The sequence below is a fragment of the Streptomyces sp. NPDC002265 genome, assembly GCF_040296125.1.
GTDB lineage: Bacteria > Actinomycetota > Actinomycetes > Streptomycetales > Streptomycetaceae > Streptomyces.
Genome location: NZ_JBEOWS010000195.1, coordinates 1 through 18,408, shown reverse-complemented (window position 1 = coordinate 18,408; position 18,408 = coordinate 1). Strand labels below are relative to the sequence as shown.

Sequence of the window (18,408 nt, the reverse complement as noted above, 5' to 3'; positions counted from 1 at the left end):
TTCTTTAACAGCTCTCGCCCCCCGCCGCCGGCCCCCCCCCGGGGCCGGCGTGCAGGGCGCCTTCCCATGTCCCGGTGCGGATTCCCCCCACGGGATCCGGCCGGGCGTCTGAGGCAGCGCCTGAATCGCTGTATTGCCGTATGCGGTTGTTGAACAGAACGAGCACGTCGTACGTACTGGTCGGTACCTGCGATCTGCCGGGACACCGCACGCTGGGAGGGCCGCTCAAAGCTCCCCGGTGTGTGTGCCCCGGCGACGCATCTCTGAGGAAGTCCCCCAAGACATCCCCAGATGCCAGGAGGCGCCCCCCAAGACGCTCCCTGACATCGCCAAACTTAGACCTTCGAATCCCTTCGATGGTTACGTTCACAGCACTGTGATCTGCGTCTCTTGCCAATGTCCGTTAGGTGCACAAGAGTCCTGATACGCCGATCGGGGCTCAAGCGTAAGGATGATGCGCGAGCCTTGTGAAGAGCTTATGTGAGGCTCGCGCCGGACTCTAGGGGGACTCTTACTTCCGATGCGGTGACGTGATGTTGATCCTCGGTAACGAAGGGTGCCTCAGCGGAAGGTCCGCAGCCGCAGGCTGTTGCTCACCACGAACACGGACGAGAAGGCCATGGCCGCCCCCGCGATCATCGGGTTCAGCAGCCCCGCGGCGGCCAGCGGCAGCGCGGCCACGTTGTAGCCGAACGCCCACACCAGGTTGCCCTTGATCGTGGCCAGCGTCCGCCGGGACAGCCGGATGGCGTCCGCGGCCGCCCGCAGGTCCCCGCGCACCAGCGTCAGATCGCTCGCCTCGATCGCCGCGTCGGTCCCCGTGCCCATCGCAAGGCCCAGGTCCGCGGTGGCCAGCGCCGCCGCGTCGTTGACCCCGTCACCGACCATGGCCACGGTCCGCCCCTCGCCCTGGAGCCGCCGTACGACCGCGACCTTGTCCTCGGGCAGCACCTCCGCGATCACCTGGTCGATGCCGACCGTCCGTGCCACGCTCCCGGCCACCGCCCGGTTGTCCCCGGTCAGCAGCACCGGCGTGAGTCCCAGCGCGCGCAGCTCCCGTACGGCCTCGGCGCTGGTCGCCCTGACCGCGTCCGCCACCGCGAGGACCCCGTGTACCGCTCCGTCCCAGCCGACCACGACGGCGGTACGCCCGGCCCGCTCGGCCTCCTCCTGGGCACGGGCCAGCTCCGCGGGCAGGACGGCGGACAGCTCGGCGAGCCGCCCCACGGCCACCTCGTGCCCCTCCACCCACCCGCGCACACCCCGCCCCGGGACGTTCTCGAAGCGCTCGACCGCGGGCAGGGCCCCGGTCCGCTCCTCGGCGCCCGCCGCGACCGCGCGCGCGACGGGGTGCTCGGAGGCGTGCTCCAGAGCGCCCGCGAGCCGCAGCACCTGCCGCTCGTCGGCGCCGTCGGCGACGTACACCTCCTGGAGGGTCATCCGGCCCGTGGTGACCGTGCCGGTCTTGTCCAGCACGACCGTGTCGACCCGGCGCGTGGACTCCAGCACCTCGGGTCCCTTGATCAGGATGCCCAGCTGCGCCCCGCGCCCGGTGCCGACCAGCAGCGCGGTCGGGGTGGCCAGGCCCAGCGCGCACGGGCAGGCGATGATCAGCACCGCGACGGCCGCGGTGAAGGCGGCGGCCGGCTCCCCGGTGGCGAGGAACCACCCGCCGAAGGTGGCGGCCGCCAGCAGCAGCACCACGGGCACGAAGATCCCGGAGATCCGGTCGGCGAGCCGCTGCACCTGCGCCTTGCCGTTCTGCGCGTCCTCCACCAGCCGCGCCATCCGCGCCAGCTGGGTGTCGGTGCCGACCCGGGTGGCCTCGACGACCAGCCGTCCCCCGGCGTTGACGGTCGCGCCGGTCACCGCGTCCCCCGCCGTCACGTCCACCGGTACCGACTCGCCGGTCAGCATGGACGCGTCCACCGCCGAGGCTCCCTCGACGACCGTGCCGTCGGTCGCGATCTTCTCCCCGGGCCGTACGACGAACCGGTCCCCGACCGCCAGCAGGGCCACCGGGATACGCACCTCGCGCCCGTCCCGCAGCACCGCGACGTCCTTCGCGCCGAGTTCCAGCAGGGCCCGCAGGGCCGCGCCGGCCCGCCGCTTGGAGCGGGCCTCCAGCCAGCGGCCCAGCAGGATGAAGACGGTGACCCCGGCGGCGACCTCCAGATAGAGCGTCGAGGAGGGGTCCGTACGGGAGAGGGTGAGGTCGAAGCCGTGCCGCATACCCGGCATGCCCGCGGTGCCGAAGAACAGCGCCCACACCGACCAGCCGAACGCGGCCAGCGTGCCGACCGACACCAGGGTGTCCATGGTGGCCGCGCCGTGCCGCAGGTTCGTCCAGGCGGCGCGGTGGAAGGGCAGACCGCCCCAGACGGCCACGGGGGCGGCCAGGGTGAGCGAGAGCCACTGCCAGTTGTCGAACTGCCAGGCGGGGACCATCGCGAGCAGCACGACGGGCAGCGCGAGCGCGGCGCAGACGAGCAGGCGCCGGCGCAGCGACGCGAGCTCCGGGTCGGCATCGGGTGCCGGCTTTCGCGCCCCGGGCTCCTGGGGGCCGGTCTCCTGGGGCTCGGGCTCCCGGGGGGCGGGCGGTGCGGGCACCTCGGCCGTGTAGCCGGTCTTCACGACGGTCGCGATCAGGTCGGCCACCTGGATCCCGGCGGGGTGGACGATCCTGGCCCGCTCCGTCGCGAAGTTGACCGTGGCGGTGACGCCGTCCATGCGGTTGAGCTTCTTCTCGACGCGGGCCGCGCAGGAGGCGCAGGTCATCCCGCCGACGAGCAGTTCGACCTCGGCGGTCGCGGTGCTGCCCGCGGGGGCGCCGGGGGCGTCTATCGAGGTGTCCGTGGCGGTGCTGGTCATGTGTCCGTGCTCCAGAGAACGGAACGGGCCGTGCGCCGGCGGTGTCGGCCGGCAGGCACGGCCCGGTCGGGAAGCGGGTACGGGAATGCCGCTCAGGCCCTGCCGACCAGCTCGAAGCCGGCCTCGTCGACGGCGGCGCGCAGCGCCTTCTCGTCCAGCGGGCCGGCCGAGACGACGGTGACGTCGCCGTCGGCGGCGACGGCCGTCACCGAGGTGACGCCGGGGATCTGGGAGATCTCGGCGGAGACCGAGCCCTCGCAGTGTCCGCAGCTCATCCCGCTCACCTTGTAGACGGCGGTCACGGTACCCGGGGTGTCGGTCTGGGCGGTCATGTCGTTGCTCCTCGTCGAGGCGGGTGGGGCCGGCGGGGCCCACGGGGGGCCACCGTCTCCACACTATACCCCTAGGGGGTATGAATCCAGGAGGAGTCCGGGCGGGTCGGGGTCGGCCGGTGGGCCGGGCCGGGTCGACGCCCGGGGGTGGGCCGGGCCGGAGCGGGGGCGGTCGCGGACGGTCCCCGGTCAGGAGGCCGGGGGTGCGGGGCGGCCGAGCCGGTCGCCGACCAGCGGGGCGAGATACCGGGTCAGCGCGTTCTTCAGCTCCTGGACGTACGCGGCGCGCTCGGCGCCCTCGTGGCCCAGGACCAGCTCCAGGCCCGCCTTGTACAGGCCCAGGCACAGGTGCGCGGTGCGGGACAGGTCGGCCGGGGCCGCGTCCGGCAGGAACGAGGAGAGCAGGTCCTCTATCCGGGCGAGCAGCGTGGCGTGCAGCGCGTCGTGCTCCTCGGCGATCCGGCCGGGGATGTCGGGGCCGTGCATCAGCGCGAAGAACACCGGATGGTCGCAGTTGAACGCGATGAAGCGGTCGACGGCGGCGCCGACCGCGTCCTCCAGCGGGGTCGCGGGGTCGACCGGGGCGAGGGCCTCGCCGTAGGTCTCGCGCATCTCGTGCATGAGCCGGTCGCCCAGCTCGATGGCGATCGCTTCCTTGTTCGGGAAGAACTGGTAGAGCGTGCCGGGCGAGACGCCCGCCTCGCGGGCGATGGCGTTGGTGCTGGCGGCCGTGTACCCGGTCGTGCAGAAGACGCTGGCCGCGGCCTCGAGCAGCTGGGCGATACGGCGCTCGCCGCGCGCCTGACGGCGGCGCGGCTGCCCCTGCTCGGCGGCCTGCTCCTGCTCGGAGGGCCGTCCCTGTTCGGGCTGTCCTCGCTCGGACGGCCGGTTCTGCTCCCAGGTGTCGGACTTGTCGGGCACGCGTTATCCCCAGCTCTCGGCACGCGATTGACAAACGCGAGCGGCCGCTCGCATTCTGGAGAAACGCGAGCGATGTCTCGTGTTTGCCAGTCTATGGCAATGACCGACCCATGCTCCTGCCTGCGTACAGCACGGATCACGGATCACGGTGAAGGGGACACCGCACAATGACCGAAGTCAACAGGCCACCCCGCGTCGGAGGATGGACGCGTCTCGTGACCGCGCGCCCACGGCTGTCGCTGCTGGCCGCCCTGGTGCTCACGGTGCTCGCCGTGCTGGCCGGCAGCGGGGTCGCCGACCGCCTGGGCAGCGGCGGCTGGGAGGACCCGGACGCACAGTCGACCTACGCCACGAAGGCGCTGGAGCGCGAGTTCCCCGGCTCCCAGCCCAACCTCCTGCTGCTGATAGACACCGGCGCCGCCTCGGTGGACGACCCGGCCGTCGCCGCCGAGGCGAACCGCCTCACCGCGCGGCTGGCCCGGGAGAAGGGCGTGACCGGCGTCGGCTCCTACTGGCAGTCCAAGGCCCCGGCCCTGCGTGCCGAGGACGGCCACGAGGCGCTGATCGCCGCCCGCATCACGGGCGACGAGAAGGCGATGGGCGACACCCTGGACCGCATCGCGCCCTCCTACCGGGGGACGCGGGGCCCGCTGACGGTGAAGGTCGGCGGCATCGTCGCGGTACGGCACGAGATGCAGACGATCATCCGTGAGGACCTGACCCGGGCCGAGATGATCGCCCTGCCGATCACCCTGGTGCTGCTGGTGATGGTCTTCGGCAGCGCGGTCGCCGCCCTGCTGCCGCTCGGCATCGGCATCGTCGCGATCCTCGGGACCAACGCGGTGCTGCGCGGTCTGTCCGAGTTCACCGACGTCTCGGTCTTCGCGATGAACCTCACCACGGCCCTCGGCCTGGGCCTGGCCATCGACTACGCCCTGTTCGTCGTCCGCCGCTACCGCGAGGAACTGTCCACCGGCGCCGAACCGCCGACCGCCGTCGCCACCACCCTGCGCACGGCCGGGCGCACGGTCCTGTTCTCCGCGCTCACGGTCGCCGTGTCCCTGGCGGCGATGCTCGTCTTCCCGCAGTACTTCCTGCGCTCCTTCGCCTACGCGGGCATCGCGGTGGTCCTGCTGGCCGCCGCGGCCGCCCTGATCCTGCTCCCGGCCGCGCTGGTCCTGCTCGGCCACCGGGTCGACTCGCTCGACCTGCGCCGGCTGCTGCGCCGCGGCCGGACCCCGAGGAGCCCCGGCGAGGAGGGCACCGCCTGGGCGCGCACGGCGAACCTGGTCATGCGCCGGGCCCCGTTCTTCGCGCTGGCCACCACGGCCGTCCTCGTCCTGCTCGGCCTGCCTTTCCTGGGCGTGAAGTTCGGCACCGCGGACGACCGCCAGCTGCCCACCACGGCCGAGTCCCACGCCGTGCAGCAGCACATCCGCGACGACTTCCCGGGCAACCCCGGCGGCGGTCTGGAGATCCTCGCCGAGGGCGCCGCGACCCAGCCGCAGTACGCCGCCTACAAGGCTCGGATCGCCGCCCTGCCGGAGGTGGCGGGGGTCGACGGTCCCCTGGTGCGGGGCGACTCGGCGTACTTCACGGTGCTGCCGAAGGGCGAGGCCGTGGACGACGCCGCCCAGCGGCTGGTCGGCGACCTGCGCTCCCTGGACGCCCCGTTCGACACCAAGGTGACCGGCACGGCCGCGGTCCTGGTCGACTCCAAGCACGCCATCGCGCAGCGCCTGCCCTGGGCGGCCGTGTTCATCGCGGTCGTCACCCTGCTGCTGGTCTTCCTCCTCACCGGCAGCGTGCTCATCCCGGTGCAGGCCGTCCTGCTGAACGCGCTCAGCCTGACGGCGATGTTCGGCGCGGTGGTCTGGGTCTTCCAGGACGGCCATCTCTCCGGCCTGCTCGGCTTCACCAGCCCCGGTTCCATCGAGACCACCCTGCCCGTCCTGATGTTCTGCGTGGCCTTCGGCCTCTCCATGGACTACGGCGTGTTCCTGCTCTCCCGCATCAAGGAGGAGTACGACCACACCGGCGACCACCGCGAGGCGGTCCGGCACGGCCTCCAGCGCACCGGCGGCCTGATCACCGCCGCCGCGGTCATCCTCGCCGTGGTGATGGTCGCCATCGGCACCTCCCGGGTGACCAACACCAAGATGCTGGGGCTGGGCATCGCGCTGGCCGTGCTGATGGACGCGATGGTCGTCCGCAGCCTGCTGGTCCCGGCGATCATGCGGCTCACGGGCCGTGCGACCTGGTGGGCGCCGGCCCCGCTGCGCCGGTTCCATCAGCGGTTCGGACTGAGCGAGGGGGAATCCGCCGAGGCGGCCGGGTCCCTGCCGGACCGGGACAAGGTCGGCGTGCCCGGATAGCGTTCCGCCGGAGCGGCACGGGAACCCCGGGGCGGCCGGCCCCGGGGCCCGGAGACGGCGGCAGACGACGAAGAGGGGGCAGGGGCACATGCGGGCTGTGGTGTTCGAGCGGTACGGCGAAGCGGCCGAGGTGCGGGAGGTGGCCGATCCGCGCCCTGCCGGGCACGGGGTCGTGGTGCGGGTGGAGGCCACCGGGCTGTGCCGCAGCGACTGGCACGGCTGGCAGGGCCACGATCCGGACATCACCCTGCCGCATGTGCCCGGCCATGAACTCGCCGGTGTCGTCGAGGCGGTGGGCCCCCGGGTGACCGCCTGGCGTCCCGGCGACCGGGTCACCGTCCCGTTCGTCTGCGCCTGCGGCACCTGCCGGGCCTGCGCGGCGGGGGAACAGCAGGTGTGCGAGCGCCAGACCCAGCCGGGCTTCACCCACTGGGGCTCCTTCGCCCAGTACGTGGCCCTGGACCACGCCGACGTGAACCTGGTCGCCGTCCCCGACGGAATGTCCTTCGCCACCGCGGCCTCGCTCGGCTGCCGGTTCGCGACGGCGTTCCGGGCGGTGGTGCAGCAGGGCCGGGTGACGGCGGGGGAGTGGGTCGCGGTGCACGGCTGCGGAGGCGTCGGCCTGTCGGCGGTGATGATCGCGGCCGCGGCGGGGGCACGGGTCGTCGCCGTCGACGTGGCGCCGGGGGCCCTCGACCTGGCCCGGAAGTTCGGCGCGGCGCAGTGCGTCGACGCCGGCCGTACGGCGGACCCGGCGCACGCGGTCCGCGAGCTCACCGCGGGCGGCGCCCACCTCTCCCTGGACGCCCTCGGCTCCCCGGCCACCTGCGCGGCCTCGGTGAACGGGCTGCGCCGCCGCGGCCGGCACGTCCAGGTCGGCCTGCTGCCGTCGGCGGACGGCACGACCCCCGTCCCCATGGCCCGCGCCGTCGCCCTGGAACTGGAACTGCTCGGCAGCCACGGCATGGCCGCGCACGCCTATCCCGCGATGCTCGGGCTCGTCGGCGCGGGCGTCCTGCGCCCCGACCTGCTGGTGACGGAGACGATCCCGCTGGACGCGGCGCCGGACGCGCTCGCCGCGATGGGGACACCGGCGGCCCCGGGCGCCGGTGTCACGGTCATCGAGCCGTGGAGCTGACCGGACGTACCGGGCCGGCGGACCGGGCCGGTCGCTCAGTCCGCTCTGCGTCCCCGGTTGCCGGGCCTGGACGCGACCCAGGAGCGGACGGTCTCGATGTACCAGTAGGGCTTTCCGCTCTCCACATGGTCGGGCGGGGGCAGCAGTCCGTGCTTGCGGTAGGACCGTACGGTGTCCGGCTGCACCTTGATGTGCGCCGCGATCTCCTTGTAAGACCAGAGCCTTCGGTCGGTCATGGGTTGCACCTCCCTGCGCGTGCCGCAGCGGCGGCCGGGGGGTGGCCGTCTGGGGAGCCGGGCGCTGCGCTGGCGATCACGAGCCTGTGTCCCGTGAACGACGCGGAGTGAGGACCCGGCCCTGTCCGTCGCCCGGGTGTGACGTGAAACCCGCGTACACGCGACATCCGTGACATGCCAGGGGCATTTGTGACAGAAGTGAAGCAATGGCTCCCCGGGTCCCAGGGCCTGTCCGGCCCTGCGGTTGGGCAGGCCCTGGGGTTGGGCAGGCTCTAGGCTCCGCAGGACCTCAGGAACGCCCGGGTCCGCCGGGCGATCGGCAGCGGCCGGTCCGGCTCGCACGGGTACATGTCCTGCTCGACGATCGCGAAGAGGTCCACGTCCAGCTTCTGCGCCGCCTCCAGCACCGGCCCCAGCGCGGGCACCCCGGACGGGGGTTCGCACATGACACCGCGGGCCACGGCCGGCCCGAACGGGATCTCCTGCGCCCGCACCTGCGCCAGGATCTCCGGGTCGACCTGCTTCAGGTGCAGATACCCGATGCGCTCGCCGTAGGTCTCGATCAGCTTGACGCTGTCGCCGCCGCAGTACGCGTAGTGCCCGGTGTCCAGGCACAGCGACACCAGCGCCGGGTCCGTGCCGTCGAGGAAGCGGGTGACGTTCTCCTCGCTGTCGATGTGGGTGTCGGCGTGCGGGTGGACGACGATCTCCAGCCCGTACCGCTCGCGCACCTCGTGCCCCAGCCGCTCGGTCAGCGAGGTGAGATCGCGCCACTGCCGCGGTGTCAGCGTGTCCGGCTCCAGCACCTCGCCGGTCTTGTCGTCCCGCCAGAAGGACGGGATGACGACCAGGTGGGCGGCGCCCGTCGCCCGGGTCAGCGCCGCGATGTCCGAGACGTGCGCCCAGGTCCGGTCCCACACGTCCGGACCGTGGTGCAGGCCGGTGAAGACGGTCCCGGCCGACACCTTCAGGCCGCGCCGCGCGGTCTCCTCGGCGAGCACGGCCGGATCGCTCGGCAGATATCCGTACGGCCCCAGCTCGATCCACTCGTAGCCGGCGGCGGCGACCTCGTCGAGAAAGCGCTGCCAGGGCACCTGCTGCGGGTCGTCCGGGAACCAGACCCCCCATGAGTCGGGCGCCGAACCGATCCGGATACGGGAGAGTGAGGACTGCGGCGACAACGAAGTCATGGCCGTCAGCGTGCGGTTCCGGCAGACGGGTGTCAAGCTCTGGTCCGAATGTCCGGACAAAACATTGACAGGGCTCGGGGTCCGGCACTAGAACCGGGAGGAGCCGAGGCGAAGGGAACCCGATGGCGTACGACCTGATCACCATGGGGCGGATCGGAGTGGACCTCTATCCGTTGCAGGCGGGCGTGCCCCTGGCCCAGGTGTCGGCCTTCGGGAAGTTCCTCGGCGGCTCCGCCACCAATGTCGCCGTCGCCGCGGCCCGGCTCGGCCGGAGCACCGCCGTGATCACCCGGACGGGCGACGACCCCTTCGGCGCCTATCTGCACGAAGCCCTGCGCGGCTTCGGCGTGGACGACCGCTGGGTCACCCCCGTCCCCGGGCTGCCGACCCCGGTCACCTTCTGCGAGATCTTCCCGCCGGACGACTTCCCGCTGTACTTCTACCGCCGGCCCAAGGCGCCCGACCTGGAGATCCACGCCCGCGACCTCGACCTCGGCGCCGTCCGCGACGCGCACGTCTTCTGGGTCACCGGCACCGGCCTGAGCGAGGAGCCGAGCCGTACGGCGACCCTGGCGGCCCTCGCCCACCGTGCCCGGGCCGGTACGACCGTCTTCGACCTCGACTGGCGCCCCATGTTCTGGAAGGGCGGGAACGGGAGCGATCCGCCCGCCACCGCGCGCCCCTTCTACGCCGAGGCGCTGCGCCACGCCACCGTCGCCGTCGGCAACCTCGACGAGGTGGAGGTCGCCACCGGGCTGCGCGAGCCGCACGCCGCCGCCCGCGCCCTGCTGGCGGCCGGCGTCGAACTCGCCGTCGTCAAGCAGGGCCCCGAGGGCGTCCTCGCCGTCGACCGGGAGGGCGGGTGCGCCGAGGTGCCGCCGCTGCCCGTGAACGTCCTCAACGGCCTGGGCGCCGGCGACGCCTTCGGGGGCGCCCTCTGCCACGGCCTGCTGAGCGGCTGGGACCTGGAGCGGACCATGCGGTACGCCAACGCGGCCGGCGCCATCGTCGCCTCCCGGCTGGAGTGCTCCTCCGCGATGCCCACCCCGGACGAGATCGACGCCGCGCTCACCGCCGGAGCGGTGCTGTGAGGGCCGGCCGCGTCGGCGAGGTCCACCGCGAAGGCGGATCCGGGCTCGCGCGCGTGCGCGTGGACGTCGCGGAACTCGTGCGCATCCGCACCCGGCACCCCGAGCGGATCGCCGAGGCCGCCGCCCGCCGCCGGCGCAGACCGCTGCTCGGCGACCACGGCCGGCTGATGATCGTCGCCGCCGACCATCCGGCCCGCGGTGCCCTCGGCGCCGGCGGCCGCGGCCTCGCCATGGCCAACCGCGCCGACCTGCTGGAGCGCCTGTGCCTGGCGCTGTCCCGGCCGGGTGTGGACGGCGTCCTGGCCACCGCGGACATCCTGGACGACCTGCTGCTGCTCGGCGCCCTCGACCACAAGGTCGTCATGGGCTCCATGAACCGCGGGGGCCTCCAGGGTGCGTCCTTCGAACTCGACGACCGCTTCACCGGGCACCGTCCCGAGGACATCCACCGCCTCGGCTTCGACGCGGGCAAGCTGCTGCTGCGCATCGACTACGACGACCCGGGCTCCCTCACCACCCTGGAGTCCACCGCCCGTGCCATCGACGAGATGGCCGCGCGCCGACTGCCCGTCTTCGTCGAGCCGTTCATCAGCCGCCGCGCCCCCGACGGCCGGCTCCGCAACGATCTGTCGGCCGACGCCGTCACCCGTTCCCTCGCCATCGCCTCCGGCCTGGGCGGCAGTTCGGCCTACACCTGGCTGAAGGTGCCGGTCACCGAGAACCCCGACGACATGGCCCGGGTGATGGAGACCTCCACGCTGCCCGCCGTCCTGCTCGGCGGCGAGGTGGGCGGTCTGGTCGAGGACCAGGTCGCCGCCTACGAGAAGTGGCGCGGCGCCCTGCAACTGCCCACCGTCCAGGGCCTGGTGGTCGGCCGATCGCTGCTCTACCCGGCGGACGGGGACGTGGCCGCCGCCGTGGACACCGCCGTAGGACTGCTGTGAGGGCCGGATGACGGACAACGAGCCGCACACCACGACAGACACCAGGACAAGCGCCACGACGAACACCGCGGCAAGCACCACGGCGGGCACGCGGCTCCACGTGCCCAGGGGCAGCACCGCCGACGCGCGGCACGTGCTCGACATCGGCCCCGAGCGGGCCGGTTGGGCGTACAGCAGTCTGCGGGTCGTCGAGCTGACACCGGGCGGAACGCATACGTTCACCAGCGGGGGAAGTGAATGGATCGTGCTTCCGCTGGAAGGCGGATGTACCGTGCGGACAGAGCGGAGAGAGTTTCAACTCCTGGGCAGGGAAAGCGTCTTCAGCGGAGTCTCCGACTTCGCCTACGTGCCCCGGGACGCCCAGGTCCAGATCGCCTCCGGCGCGGGAGGCCGCTTCGCCCTGGCAGGAGCGAAGTGCGAGCGACGACTCCCCGCCCGCTACGGCCCCGCGCCGGAGGTCCCCGTCGAGCAGCGCGGCAGCGGCACCTGCGCCCGCCAGGTGCGCAACTTCGCCTCCGCCGACGCGTTCGAGTGCGACCGGCTGATCGCCGTGGAGGTCGTCACTCCCGGCGGCAACTGGTCCTCGTACCCGCCGCACAAGCACGACGAGCACCGGCCCGGTGAGGAGTCGGAGCTGGAGGAGATCTACTACTTCGAGATCGACGGCCCGAACGGGTTCGGCTACCAGCGCGTGTCTCCCTCCCGCGAGGGCGGATCCGACGTCCTCGCCGAGGTCCGCACCGGCGACGTCGTGCTCGTCCCGGACGGGTGGCACGGCCCGTCCGTCGCCCAGCCGGGGCACGCCATGTACTACCTCAACGTCATGGCGGGACCGGGCGCGACGCGGGAGTGGCGGATCCGCTTCCACCCGGACCACGTGGACAGCACAGGAGGCTACCGATGACCTCGCAGACCTCGCCGCCCTCGCAGACCTCGTCCACCGCACCAGCCTCGTCCACTTCACCGATCTCGTCCGGCTCGACGACGAGGCTCACCGTCGCGCAGGCCCTCGTCCGCTTCCTGTCCGTCCAGTACACCGAGCGGGACGGCGTCCGGCAGCGGCTGATCGGCGCGACCTGGGGCATCTTCGGGCACGGGAACGTCGCCGGGATCGGCCAGGCGCTGGTCGAGTACGCCGACGCCATGCCGTACCACCAGGGCCGCAACGAGCAGTCCATGGTGCACGCGGCGGTCGGCTACGCCCGGCAGTCGAACCGGCTGTCGACGCACGCAGTGACCACCTCCATCGGTCCGGGCGCGACGAACCTCGTCACCGGGGCCGCGCTGGCCACGGTCAACCATCTGCCGGTGCTGCTGCTGCCCGGCGACATCTTCGCCACCCGGGTCGCCGACCCGGTCCTCCAACAGCTCGAAGTCCCGTACGCGGGCGATGTGTCGGTCAACGACTGTCTGCGCCCGGTGTCGCGCCACTTCGACCGGATCACCCGCCCCGAGGCGCTGATCCCGGCCGCCCTCCAGGCGATGCGCGTGCTCACCGACCCGGTGGAGACGGGGGCCGTCACGCTCGCCCTGCCGCAGGACGTGCAGGCCGAGGCGTACGACTGGCCGCCGGAGTTCTTCGCCGAGCGCACCTGGCCGGTCCGCCGTCCCGGCGCCGACCCGGCGGAGCTCGCCGAGGCGGTCCGGGCCATCCGCGCCGCACGGCGGCCGCTGCTGGTCGCGGGCGGCGGGGTCCACCACAGCCGGGCCGAGGACGCGCTCGCGGAGTTCGCCGCCGCCACCCGCATCCCGGTCGCCTCCACCCAGGCCGGCAAGGGCTCCCTGCGCCACGACCATCCGCAGGACGTCGGAGGCGTCGGCCACACCGGCACGGCGACCGCCGACGACCTGGCCCGCGCCGCCGACCTGGTGATCGGCGTCGGGACCCGGTACACCGACTTCACCACCGCCTCCCACACCCTGTTCGGCGGCGACGGCGTGCGCTTCCTCAACCTCAACATCGCCGCCTTCGACGGCCACAAGCTCGGCGGGCTGCCCCTGATCGCGGATGCCCGCAGCGGCCTCCAGGAGCTGACCGAGGCACTGGCCGTGCACGACCACCGGGTCGCGCAGGCGTACGCCGAGGAGTACACCGAGGGCAAGGAGCGCTGGGAGCGGCGCGTCGACGCCTGCTACGCGGCCGCCGACCCGGATCTGCGGCCCACCCAGGCGCAGGTGCTGGGCGTGCTGGACGCCCTCGTCGACGGGACGGACGTGATCATCAACGCGGCCGGCTCCCTCCCCGGCGACCTGCACAAGCTCTGGCGGGCCCGCTCGTACGACCAGTACCACCTGGAGTACGGCTACTCCTGCATGGGCTACGAGATCCCGGCCGCCATCGGGGTGAAAATCGCCGCGCCGGACCGCCCGGTGTGGGCACTGGTGGGCGACGGTACCTATCTGATGATGCCGACCGAGATCGTCACCGCCGTGCAGGAAGGCATCGCGATCAAGATGCTGCTGGTGCAGAACCACGGCTACGCGTCCATCGGCGGTCTGTCGGAGTCGGTCGGCGCCGAGCGGTTCGGGACGGCGTACCGCCACCGGTCCGGCGACGGTACGTACACGGGAGCGCCGCTGCCCGTCGATCTCGCCGCCAACGCGGCCAGCCTCGGGATGCGGGTGCTGCGCGCGGGGACGGTCCGGGAACTGCGCGCGGCCCTCGCGCGGGCACGGGCCGCCGACACTCCCACATGTGTCTACGTGGAGACCGAAACCGCAGACACAGTGTCGGGCCCGCCCCCGGCACAGGCCTGGTGGGATGTACCTGTGGCCGAGACCGCGACCCGGAGGTCGGCGGTCGAGGCGCGCGAGCTGTACGAACGGCACGTCTCCACCCGACGCCGCCATCTGTGAAGGAGCTACTGGGCATGACGAAGATCGTCAACCACTGGATCGGCGGCAAGGCCGTCGAAGGCGCGTCGGGTACGTTCGGGCCGGTCACCGACCCGGCGACCGGCGCGGTCACCACGAAGGTCGCGTTCGCGACGGTCGACGAGGTGGACGCGGCGGTGGCCGCCGCGAAGGACGCCTGGGCGACCTGGGGCACCTCGTCGCTGGCCAAGCGGACCGCGATCCTGTTCAAGTTCCGCGCCCTGCTGGACGAGCACCGCGACGAGATCGCCGAGCTGATCACCGCCGAGCACGGCAAGGTGCACTCGGACGCGCTGGGCGAGGTGGCGCGCGGCCTGGAGATCGTCGAGCTGGCCTGCGGGATCACCGTGCAGCTCAAGGGCGAGCTGTCCACAGAGGTGGCCTCCCGGGTCGACGTGTCCTCGATCCGGCAGCCGCTGGGTGTCGTCGCGGGCATCACGCCGTTCAACTTCCCGGCGATGGTCCCGATGTGGATGTTCCCGATCGCCATCGCGTGCGGCAACACCTTCGTGCTGAAGCCGTCCGAGAAGGACCCGTCGGTCTCCCTCAAGCTCGCCGAGCTGCTCGCCGAGGCCGGACTGCCGGACGGTGTCTTCAACGTCGTGCAGGGTGACAAGGTCGCCGTCGACCGTCTCCTCGAGCACCCGGACGTCAAGGCCGTCTCCTTCGTCGGCTCGACCCCGATCGCCCGCTACATCCACACCACGGCCGCCGCCAACGGCAAGCGCGTACAGGCGCTGGGCGGCGCCAAGAACCACATGCTGGTCCTCCCCGACGCCGACCTGGACGCGGCCGCCGACGCCGCCGTGTCGGCCGCCTACGGCTCCGCCGGTGAGCGCTGCATGGCCATCTCGGCCGTCGTCGCGGTCGGCGCGGTCGGCGACGAGCTGGTGGACAAGATCCGCGAGCGCGCCGAGAAGATCAAGATCGGCCCCGGCAACGACCCGTCCTCCGAGATGGGCCCGCTGATCACCAAGGCCCACCGCGACAAGGTCGCCTCCTATGTGACGGGCGCGGCGGCGCAGGGCTGCGAGGTCGTCCTGGACGGCACCGGCCACACCGTCGAGGGCTTCGAGGACGGCCACTGGGTCGGTCTCTCGCTGCTCGACCGGGTGCCGACCTCGGCCGACGCGTACCGGGACGAGATCTTCGGCCCCGTGCTGTGCGTGCTGCGCGTGGACACCTACGAGGAGGGTGTGGCGCTGATCAACGCCTCGCCCTTCGGCAACGGCACCGCGATCTTCACCCGGGACGGCGGTGCAGCGCGCCGCTTCCAGCTGGAGATCGAGGCGGGCATGGTCGGTGTCAACGTGCCGATCCCGGTGCCGGTGGGCTACCACTCGTTCGGCGGCTGGAAGGACTCGCTCTTCGGCGACCACCACATCTACGGCAACGACGGCACGCACTTCTACACCCGCGGCAAGGTCGTCACCACGCGCTGGCCGGACCCGTCCGAGGCCCCCTCGGGCGTCGACCTCGGCTTCCCGCGCAACCACTGAGCCGTAGCGGTCGGGGCCGGTCCGGACACACCCGGCGGCCCCTCGGCCCGCGAGGCCCCGCCCGCCCGGCACCGGGAGGGCGGGGCACCGTCACTCCGGTGCCGGACCGGGGCCGGGGTCAGTGCTGTGCCGACTGGGCCTTCTTGATCTGCTCGGTGACGTCGCCGACCTGCGAGGCCGGGGGCGCCTTGACCGCGGCGGTGGCGCCGAACTTCTCGAAGTCCATGGTGACCGTGGCCGCTCCGAACTTCTCCTTCATGCGCACGGGCAGGTCCTTGGCGCCGACCCAGACGTCCATCGTGATCGAGTCGGTGCCGCCGGTCACGGAGCCGAAGAGGCTGTCCTTGTCGCCGTAGGCGTCCTTGAGCTTGCCCATGTGCGCCTTGTCGATCACGGCCCGGTAGTGGGTCGTGCTCTGCCCGTCGACGGTCTCCTTGCCGAGGTCCTCGACGTCGTTGGCGTACTTGAGGCCCTTCATGGACGCGGACGGGCTGCCGCCGCCGCTGCCGGCCAGCGCCTGCGCGCCCTGCTTGCCGAAGACCGCCGACGCGTCGACCTTCATCCACTCCTTGCCCTTGAGCGGGCCGGAGGGCTGCGGGTCGACGTCGTAGTAGTAGGCGCCGTCGACGAACAGCATGCGGACCTTCGGGGCGGACGTCAGCTGCTGCATCTGGGCGGCCTTGGTGTCCATCTCGGCGTCGAAGGCGAACCCGTCGCCCCAGGAGTAGGTGCCCTCCATGGCGACCGGGGTGCCCGTGCCCATGTCGGTGGACATCTTCACGTACGCCGAGCCGAGCTGCTCGGTGCGGTCGGACGCCCGGGTGAGCGCCGCCATGATCTTGTCGGAGTTGTCGGCGACGCTGTCGGCCGCCTTCTTGGCCGTCTGCCCCGCGCCGCACGCGGAGGTCGCCATCAGCGCGGCGGCCGTGAACCCCACCCAGGCCGCCGTGTACCTCAGCTTCATCTGTCCCCACCCGTTGCTGTGATTCGACTGTGCTCTCGACTCTAGTGGGCCCCACCGACACCGCCGCGACCCAATTTGCCGCCCGGAGACAGGATCAGGACGTTTCGGACGTCCGCATTCCGGACGTCTTCACATTCTTTTGACGGGTGTGCTGCGATTCTCGTATCGCCCTCAAGCGGGGAACGGACCGGCGGAAGTGAGGATTTCGCGATCACAAGCGGCTTCGATCTACGAATTCCGTAGGTTAACGGCTATTGACGCACCGGTTTTCGTCGGGGTTCCATGCGGGCATCGGGAGCGGACGAAAAGACGTACGACGCGAGCCGCCGGAGGCGATAGCGCTCCCGCCCGAAGTTCCCGCACCAGTTGATCGGAACCGCCGCATGACCGATACGCTCCGCCCTGTCGCCCCCGACGTCTCCGACGTCACCGAGGCCCCCGACAGCAGTCCCCGGACACTGAAGCGTTCCATCGGAGTCGTCGGCGGCACGCTGCTCACGCTCTCCTGCGTGACCCCGGCGTCCACGCTCTTCGTGGTCATTCCCGACCTGTTCGGCTCGCTCGGCACCGCCACCGCCCTCACCATCGCCATCGGCTCCCTCCTCTGTATCGCCGTGGCGTTCTGCTACTCGGAACTGGGCACCCTCATCCCCAGCGCCGGCGGCGAGTACGCCATGGTCTCGACGATGGCCGGACGCCTCGCGGGCTGGCTGGTCTTCGTGATGTCCCTGCTGGTGGTCATGATCGTCCCGCCGGTGATCGCCATCGGCACCGCCGACTACCTCGCCCCCGTGGTGCACCTCGACCCGGCGATGACCGGCGCCGGCGTGATGCTGCTGGCCACCCTCGCCGGACTGCTCGACCTGCGCGCCAACGCCTGGATCACCGGCATCTTCCTGGTCCTCGAGGTCGTCGCCGCCGGAGTGGTGGCCCTGCTCGGCTTCACCCACAGCCAGCGCGGCCTCGGCAGCCTGACCTCCATGCAGGTCGGCGGGACCGGCGGGCACACCGACGCCGTCACGGGCATGCTCGTGATCTCCGGGCTCGCCATCGCCCTCTTCGCCACCCAGGGCTTCTCCACCGCCGTCTACCTCTCCGAGGAGCTGGAGAACCCGCGGCGCAACGTCGCCCGCACGGTGCTGGCCACCCTCGCCATCTCCACCGTCGTCATCCTGGTCCCGGTCGTCGCCATCACCATGGGCGCCTCCGACATCCAGGAACTCACCGGCGGCGACATCAGCAGCATGGTCACCGCCTGGTCCAACTCGGCCGTCGGCACCTTCGTCAGCCTCTGCGTCGCCCTCGCGATCATCAACGCGGGCATCGTCATGGTCATCCAGAACTCCCGCGTCCTGTTCGCCTCGGCCCGTGACAAGGCGTGGCCCGAGCCGGTCAACAACGGTCTGTCCCGGCTCGGCCGGTTCGGCTCCCCCTGGGTCGCCACGCTGCTGGTGGGCGTCCCCGGCGCGGCCCTCTGCTTCGTCAACCTCGACACCCTCTACGGCGTCACGGGCGTGTCGGTGACCGCCATGTACCTGCTCGTCGCGGTCGCCGCCCTGCTCGCCCGCCGCGGCCACCACAAGCACACCCCGGCCTGGCGGATGCCGCTGTGGCCCGCGATGCCGATCCTGCTGATCGTCGTCCTCGCCTACGTCCTCACCCAGCAGGAGACGCAGTACCTGCTGTGGACCGGCGGCATCACCGCCGTCGCCACCCTCTACTGGGCCTTCTACCTGCGCCCGCGCCGCGACACCCGCTGGCTGGTGTCCATCCCGGAGGACGCCCAGGCCTGAGCCCCCGGGCGCCCACGCGGTCCCCGTCACCCGCTGCACCTCCCGTCGTCCTCGTCACCTGCTTCCCGGCAGGTGGCGAGGACGACGCCGTTCCCGCGGCGCCCCCGCAGGCCCGGCCCGCCGGACCCGCGTACCGCGCTCGGCGTACGCCGCACCGGCCCCGTACACCCGGGGGAGGGC

The 18,408-nt window shown here is 72.2% G+C and carries 14 protein-coding genes; 8 read left to right on the top strand and 6 right to left on the bottom strand.

What is annotated here, in order from left to right; translation table 11 throughout:
- Positions 1-561: 561 nt before the first annotated feature.
- From ABT085_RS28785 to ABT085_RS28775, 3 genes are all read right to left on the bottom strand, one after another.
- Entirely contained in the window at positions 562-2,871 is a 2,310-nt protein-coding gene (locus ABT085_RS28785; protein ID WP_351614037.1) for a heavy metal translocating P-type ATPase, read from the bottom strand.
- Positions 2,872-2,963: 92 nt separating this feature from the next.
- Positions 2,964-3,203, bottom strand: coding sequence for a heavy-metal-associated domain-containing protein (locus ABT085_RS28780; RefSeq protein WP_351614034.1), 240 nt, complete (start codon positions 3,201-3,203; stop codon positions 2,964-2,966).
- 189 nt (positions 3,204-3,392) lie between these two features.
- Entirely contained in the window at positions 3,393-3,986 is a 594-nt protein-coding gene (locus ABT085_RS28775) for a TetR/AcrR family transcriptional regulator (protein WP_351614042.1), read from the bottom strand.
- A 305-nt stretch (positions 3,987-4,291) separates the two neighbouring features.
- Between ABT085_RS28775 and ABT085_RS28770 the strand changes: the two genes are divergently transcribed.
- Together ABT085_RS28770 and ABT085_RS28765 are read left to right on the top strand one after the other, a co-directional pair.
- Complete coding sequence (locus ABT085_RS28770) at positions 4,292-6,499, top strand: MMPL family transporter (protein WP_351614031.1); 2,208 nt, start codon at positions 4,292-4,294, stop codon at positions 6,497-6,499.
- A gap of 88 nt (positions 6,500-6,587) precedes the next feature.
- Positions 6,588-7,637, top strand: coding sequence for a zinc-dependent alcohol dehydrogenase family protein (locus ABT085_RS28765; protein WP_351614028.1), 1,050 nt, complete (start codon positions 6,588-6,590; stop codon positions 7,635-7,637).
- Positions 7,638-7,672: 35 nt separating this feature from the next.
- Here the strand turns inward: ABT085_RS28765 and ABT085_RS28760 are convergent, their stop codons facing one another.
- Positions 7,673-7,873 (bottom strand): helix-turn-helix transcriptional regulator, encoded by a 201-nt coding sequence (locus tag ABT085_RS28760; RefSeq protein ID WP_351614025.1) that lies wholly within the window; start codon positions 7,871-7,873, stop codon positions 7,673-7,675.
- Between the two features lie 272 nt (positions 7,874-8,145).
- On the bottom strand, positions 8,146-9,063 hold the full coding sequence (locus ABT085_RS28755) for a sugar phosphate isomerase/epimerase family protein (RefSeq protein WP_351614022.1): 918 nt from the start codon (positions 9,061-9,063) through the stop codon (positions 8,146-8,148).
- 122 nt (positions 9,064-9,185) lie between these two features.
- Between ABT085_RS28755 and iolC the strand changes: the two genes are divergently transcribed.
- From iolC to mmsA, 5 genes are read left to right on the top strand one after another with little or no spacing between them, the layout of a single operon-like run.
- The gene (gene iolC / locus ABT085_RS28750; RefSeq protein ID WP_351614019.1) at positions 9,186-10,154 is read left to right on the top strand and encodes a 5-dehydro-2-deoxygluconokinase; all 969 of its coding nucleotides are present in this window, start codon (positions 9,186-9,188) and stop codon (positions 10,152-10,154) included.
- Positions 10,155-10,207: 53 nt separating this feature from the next.
- Entirely contained in the window at positions 10,208-11,098 is an 891-nt protein-coding gene (locus ABT085_RS28745) for a Cgl0159 family (beta/alpha)8-fold protein (protein WP_351614040.1), read from the top strand.
- Positions 11,099-11,105: 7 nt separating this feature from the next.
- Positions 11,106-12,002 carry a 5-deoxy-glucuronate isomerase gene (iolB, locus tag ABT085_RS28740; protein WP_351614016.1) on the top strand — a complete coding sequence of 299 codons (897 nt, stop codon included), beginning with the start codon at positions 11,106-11,108 and terminating at the stop codon, positions 12,000-12,002.
- Positions 11,999-13,954 carry a 3D-(3,5/4)-trihydroxycyclohexane-1,2-dione acylhydrolase (decyclizing) gene (iolD, locus tag ABT085_RS28735; protein WP_351614008.1) on the top strand — a complete coding sequence of 652 codons (1,956 nt, stop codon included), beginning with the start codon at positions 11,999-12,001 and terminating at the stop codon, positions 13,952-13,954. The genes iolB and iolD overlap by 4 nt, the downstream gene beginning before the upstream one ends.
- Before the next feature lie 14 nt (positions 13,955-13,968).
- Positions 13,969-15,471: a CoA-acylating methylmalonate-semialdehyde dehydrogenase gene (gene mmsA / locus ABT085_RS28730; RefSeq protein WP_351614005.1), complete on the top strand. Its 1,503-nt coding sequence runs from the start codon at positions 13,969-13,971 to the stop codon at positions 15,469-15,471.
- Positions 15,472-15,589: 118 nt separating this feature from the next.
- On the opposite strand, the gene ABT085_RS28725 is transcribed toward mmsA, so the two are convergent.
- Positions 15,590-16,435, bottom strand: a complete 846-nt coding sequence (locus ABT085_RS28725; RefSeq protein ID WP_351614002.1) for an SCO4651 family lipoprotein — start codon at positions 16,433-16,435, stop codon at positions 15,590-15,592.
- Between the two features lie 383 nt (positions 16,436-16,818).
- On the opposite strand from ABT085_RS28725, the gene ABT085_RS28720 reads away from it, so the two are divergent.
- Positions 16,819-18,228, top strand: coding sequence for an APC family permease (locus tag ABT085_RS28720; RefSeq protein ID WP_351614000.1), 1,410 nt, complete (start codon positions 16,819-16,821; stop codon positions 18,226-18,228).
- Positions 18,229-18,408: the final 180 nt, after the last annotated feature.